Source organism: Cupriavidus sp. KB_39 (genome assembly GCF_052114485.1).
GTDB lineage: Bacteria > Pseudomonadota > Gammaproteobacteria > Burkholderiales > Burkholderiaceae > Cupriavidus.
Map to the genome: position 1 here is coordinate 1 of NZ_JBFREV010000084.1, position 4,919 is coordinate 4,919.

General features: G+C 57.3%; 3 protein-coding genes and 1 pseudogene. 1 reads left to right on the plus strand and 3 read right to left on the minus strand.

Translation table 11 applies throughout. The features are described from left to right. Positions 1-1,099: pseudogene (locus AB4Z27_RS28400) on the minus strand (AAA family ATPase); the annotation flags it as partial. A 518-nt stretch (positions 1,100-1,617) separates the two neighbouring features. Here AB4Z27_RS28400 and AB4Z27_RS28405 point away from each other — a divergent pair. Next, complete coding sequence (locus AB4Z27_RS28405; protein WP_149137736.1) at positions 1,618-2,244, plus strand: tyrosine-type recombinase/integrase; 627 nt, start codon at positions 1,618-1,620, stop codon at positions 2,242-2,244. Positions 2,245-2,475: 231 nt separating this feature from the next. On the opposite strand, the gene AB4Z27_RS28410 is transcribed toward AB4Z27_RS28405, so the two are convergent. Then, a complete protein-coding gene (locus tag AB4Z27_RS28410) occupies positions 2,476-2,892 on the minus strand; it encodes a DUF6869 domain-containing protein (RefSeq protein ID WP_441645895.1) in 417 nt (138 codons plus the stop codon). A 4-nt stretch (positions 2,893-2,896) separates the two neighbouring features. Further along, positions 2,897-4,648: a hypothetical protein gene (locus AB4Z27_RS28415; protein ID WP_441645896.1), complete on the minus strand. Its 1,752-nt coding sequence runs from the start codon at positions 4,646-4,648 to the stop codon at positions 2,897-2,899. Between the last annotated feature and the right edge of the window lie 271 nt (positions 4,649-4,919).

Below are 4,919 nucleotides of genomic sequence, written 5' to 3' on the forward strand. Positions count from 1 at the left end.
GGTTGTAGCCGTTGACAATAAAGGGCTCAAGTGTGGTATCGGGGAGCTTGTCGAAGACTCGCTTCTCCTTGATATCTTCGATAGTTAGTTGGCCTCGGCGAACATGTTCGGCAAGCGTTTCAAGCATACGCATGCCGATGTCAAGTTGATTTCCTTTTGGCTTTCGGAGTTCCAGAACGTCTTGGCTGGCCTTCGTTATCACGTACCCGCTGCCGAATGACTCGCCCTCCTGGAATGGCTCGCGCCGGCCGGACTTAGTGTTCAGCAGCGTCGCCAGTTTCTCGATATTCAAGGAACCTGGGTATAGCTGGTACACGGTCATCTGGGAAAACTGCTTCGCCGTCAGTTGGTCGAAGGGCAGCGAGGGCTTATAGATGCGAAGCCACTTCACCGTGCGACATTGTCCGTAGTCGTCACCCTGCGCGTCGCGGTTCAGTGCCTTGTACTCGCCAGTGATTTGCCCGATCGCCCGGAATTTGATGTTGCCGTCGGTGACAACGATCAAATCGCCGACCTTCATCTTGAGGACAAAGGTAGTTACGGCGGTTACTGCGTAGTCGTCGCTGGAAAGGGTACTTCCCGTCGCCTGGAACCGTTCGAAAACGTCCCTGCGCGTCCGGGCTCCGGTGAAATCGATGGTTTGGCCGTAGCCAAGTAGCGCGTAACCATTCTCTATGCACTCTTCGAAGATCCCGGCATCGCTTCCGAGCGTATTTCCGAGCGACATCTTCCAGACGGTCCTGCCTGCGAGATCGAGTGGAGCCTCGGCCTTCTCCGTTACCTGCACGGCGGCGGACTCGCAAAGCAGCTTGAAGACGCCGTCCGCAACCTCGTATTTCAGTGTGCCGTCCTCATCCGTAGTGGCCCGAAGCCCCTCTACGAAATCTTCGTAGCTGAAGCTCTGGTGGAAGGTTACGAACCGTATATGCCCGGAGTCGCTCAGCGTGTCGAAGCGGGCTTTGAGCGCCTTGCGGTTCCGAATGTTCGCTGCCAGATACTCTGGCGCCAGAATCTCCAGGGCGGCATTAATCGTTTCATAGGTCTTTCCGGTGCCCGGCGGGCCATAGAGGATTTGATTAAGCGGTGGATTCGAGGGCATGCGCGAGGCTAGAGGATGCGAGCGAGTAGCCCCGTAGAAAAAAGAAATCTGCGGGGAGCGAGTGAGCAACCGAGGCTGAAAACTAAGCGCTACTGAAGCGGATCGGCTAGGTGGTACGGACCTAGGTGGTGYGAACCCAAGYCGAATCCTGGATTATAGAACGTTTCTATTTCTGCACCGGAACTGCTCCGCTCGATGGTGTGATCGCGTCCGGAGGAACAGGCGACATTCACCTCTGGAGGGTTCGCTGCTTGGCGAACCTACGATGATTCCAACCTCCAACCGTCAGCTTAAAGATGAGCGTTTCCCACTGATGGGGAAACGAGACAGTTCGCCGCAATGAAGTTCGGCATAGGCTCTGGCCATTCTGATTATCTTTGAAGGGTCCGTTCACGAATGGCCTAAGTGAATCCAATAGCAGCCGTCCATATTATTAGGTCGGATGTCTCAGATGGGTCGGATAGCGACCGTTGCAAAAAGCGCAAACTAGATCTCCCTTCACCTGAAAGGAGATCATCATGGACACCGCAAACTCTCCTGCCGCGCCTCGCATACCGTGGAACAAGGGAAAGATCACGGGTCAGAAGCCGCCCCTGAAGCTCAAGGAAATCTGGGCGATCCGAACCAGGCTGCAGATGTCCGCGAGCGCGCGCGAGCTGGCGCTGTTCAACCTAGCAATCGACAGCAAGCTCCGCGCTTGCGATCTCACTCGGCTGCTGGTCCAGGACATATGCCACGGCGGCCACGTGGCTGCGCGGGCAACCGTAACGCAGCAAAAGACCCATCGACCGGTGCAGTTCGAGATCACCGAACAGACACGCGAAAGCGTTGATGCTTGGATTCGATTACACCGTCTGCGTCCATCAGACTATCTGTTCCCAAGCCGGCTTCACGCCTCGGCTCATCTTTCGACGCGGCAGTACGCCAGGTTGGTTCACTGTTGGATCGCTTCGATCGGGCTAGATGATTCGGCCTACGGGACACACACCATGAGGCGAACGAAGGCTTCGTTGATCTACCGGCGGACGAAGAACCTGCGCGCGGTGCAGTTACTCCTCGGGCACACGAAGATCGAGAGCACGGTGAGATACCTCGGCATCGAGGTCGACGATGCCCTCGAAATGGCGGAGCAAACCGAGGTGTGACGGCATCATGGCCGGCGAGCGGACGCTTGCCGGCCAGAAGCAGCCATTGCCTATGGATTCGCGAGCGTCCGCTGTGCCCTCACAAACCGACGCCTACCCTGACCTCAGTCACTGATCTGGGTACCAGAGCGTCAGCCGCTGGATACACAGCGTCCTGCTGGGCATCTCTGATGCCGTCCCGTACTTCGACCACGAACTCTCTGCCGGCACCAGATTTCGGGGAGCGCACGGCTATGCGTCGTCTCTGGAGTTCTTCAGTTCGTTGATCCTTTCCCATATGTCCGGTGGGATCGCGTTCTGCCACACGCCCTGCAGCAACGTTCTAAATGCCGGCTCACTAAGGCACAGTTGTTCTACCCATGGCAAGACTTCGCCGCCATGGTATGCAAGTAGATCCTCGAGAGGGCCGGCAGCCAAACTTGCAAGCCTTGCCATATCATTCTCTTCAGTCCGAGACCAAATCAAGGAAATCGCATCCCAGCACGCTTGAGGATCATGCCGAGCAGTTTCTCCGAGGTACTCAATCACCCAGAAGAACTCTTCACCGGCGTCGGTTCGGTGCGTATAGTCTCCAATCTCATCATGGGCGCGGTGAAACGCAAACCATGCGTCGGAGATGTCATTGAGGCTTGGCTTCATCATCGGCATTCATTCATTGCACGGGGCAAGCAGGCGGAGGCAAAGAAGCGAAGTAATCAGCGTCGCTGCGATATGAACATCCCTTCGACTTTGCCCTGGCAATCGCTTTCGCCAACTCGCGTTGCTTGTTTCCATATTTCTCCACGTGACCAACCCACGAAAATTTTCCGATGGGGTTCACACAGAACAGGCTAAGTTTGTCGATCGTCAGATTCAGGTATCGCAACCGAATGTCTGTAACCAACTCGGATATCTTGGCTTGTAACTCAGCACACTCGTTGTCACATCCGGATTGCCCGGATGATGACGAGCTCCAGCTCGACCCGTCGGGCAGGATAATGGATAGTATGCCAACTCGCGGCGCTTGGCGCTGGCCGGCAGCCTCCTCCAAGTCGTCCGCAGGCATGCGCGTTGACCGCATCGGCGGTTGCAGATGACTTGATGCACCGGTGACCGGCACCAAAACCGATGCAGCCTGTGCACGCGCCTCAGATATCCATGAAGTCAACCAGACCTTCAGCCACGACCAAAACTGCTCTAAAGTGCCCGCCACACTTTCGTCATTCGTAGCCGAAGCGCTCGCGAAGATCCTCGCAGTGGAGCCAGCAGAGCTTACCGTATCGGAAGGAACAAGCATGCCGACTACCCGATGAGCGGCATCGTACTGATATCCGAGATAGTAGTCTCCGGGGCCCTTCGTCGCGGTGAGGAACCCGGCCGCATCGTATCCGAATGTCACTGCCACACCATCCTTCTCGTAAAGGATAGGGTTGCCGCGGGCGTCGTATTGGTATCGTGTCCGTTGTCCGTCCGTGTTGATGGCTTCCAACACACGCCCTGCGGTGTCGTACTGAACGATTCGTCCTACATTGCCAGCACCGTTGGTAAGAGTTTGCAGCTTCCCCGCATCGTCATAAGTGTACGTCCACTGCCCTGTGACGACGTCATCTGCCAGCTCGACGGTCGCGGTGACCAGGCCATTGGCATCGTAGGTCCACCCAGCGCTAGTGACGACTCCGGATGGCGTTGCGGTAGTTCCTTGGCTTCCGCTACTGTCATTGGTTGGAAACCAGGCAAAGCCAACGATCTGGCCTTTGGCGTCATAACTGAAGTATTCCACGCGACCTGGCGCCGCCACTTTTAGCGGCAGATTCCAAGTCGGATGCCACTCGGTCGTCGTGGTCTTCGCGTCGGCCGTGCCATAGCCCTCGATGCGTTGGGTTTCCCGGCCGAGCGCGTCGTAGGTGTAGTGCGTCTCCTTGTCCGCAAAATCCTTCCTGCTCGCGACATTCCCCGCCGCGTCGTAGGTCACCGCCTTGGCGATGTCCCCGCATGCTGGACAGGCGGCCGAGGCGCCCGTAGCGCGCAGCACGTTGCCTTGCAATTCCGAGGTGAAGGTGCGACTGGTGCCGTCCGCGGTGGTGACCGACGTCTGGCCGTTGCCCAGGAAGCTGAGCTGGTACTTGTCAACGCCACCGGCGTGTTCGGTACTATCGGCGCGGCCGAGCGAGTCGTAGCCGTAGGTCGCGAACCGAACGCCCTTCTCATCGGTGATGCCGGTCAGCGCCCATGGGAACCGCGAGTCTTCGTAGTGGAACTGGCGGCGCATGCCGTCGGGCCACTGGATGCCATTAAGCATCAGATCCGTGTTGTACTCGAACAAGGCCAATTCAATACCCTGCCGCAGTATTCTGGAGATTCGCGCATMCGCACGGTAGTTCAGCTCAAGTACTCTCCCGGAGGCATACTGAATCTTCGTCAGCAATCCACCATAGGGTGCGACAGAAGTTGGCGTACTGGCATCGCTGTATGTCAGATATGACGCGCTCCCATTGAGATACTTGACGGACAATAGTCGGCCACCAGAGTCGAACTCGAAGGTCTCATCTGAACCGCCCCGGGTTTAGTGGAGGCTCCACTTCTTGAGAGAATGGAGCCACGATGAAGAAACCAGTCAAGTTTTCCCCGGAGGTTCGCGAGCGAGCTGTGCGCATGGTCGCCGAGTCGCGAGGCGATCATCCGTCCCAGTGGGCAGC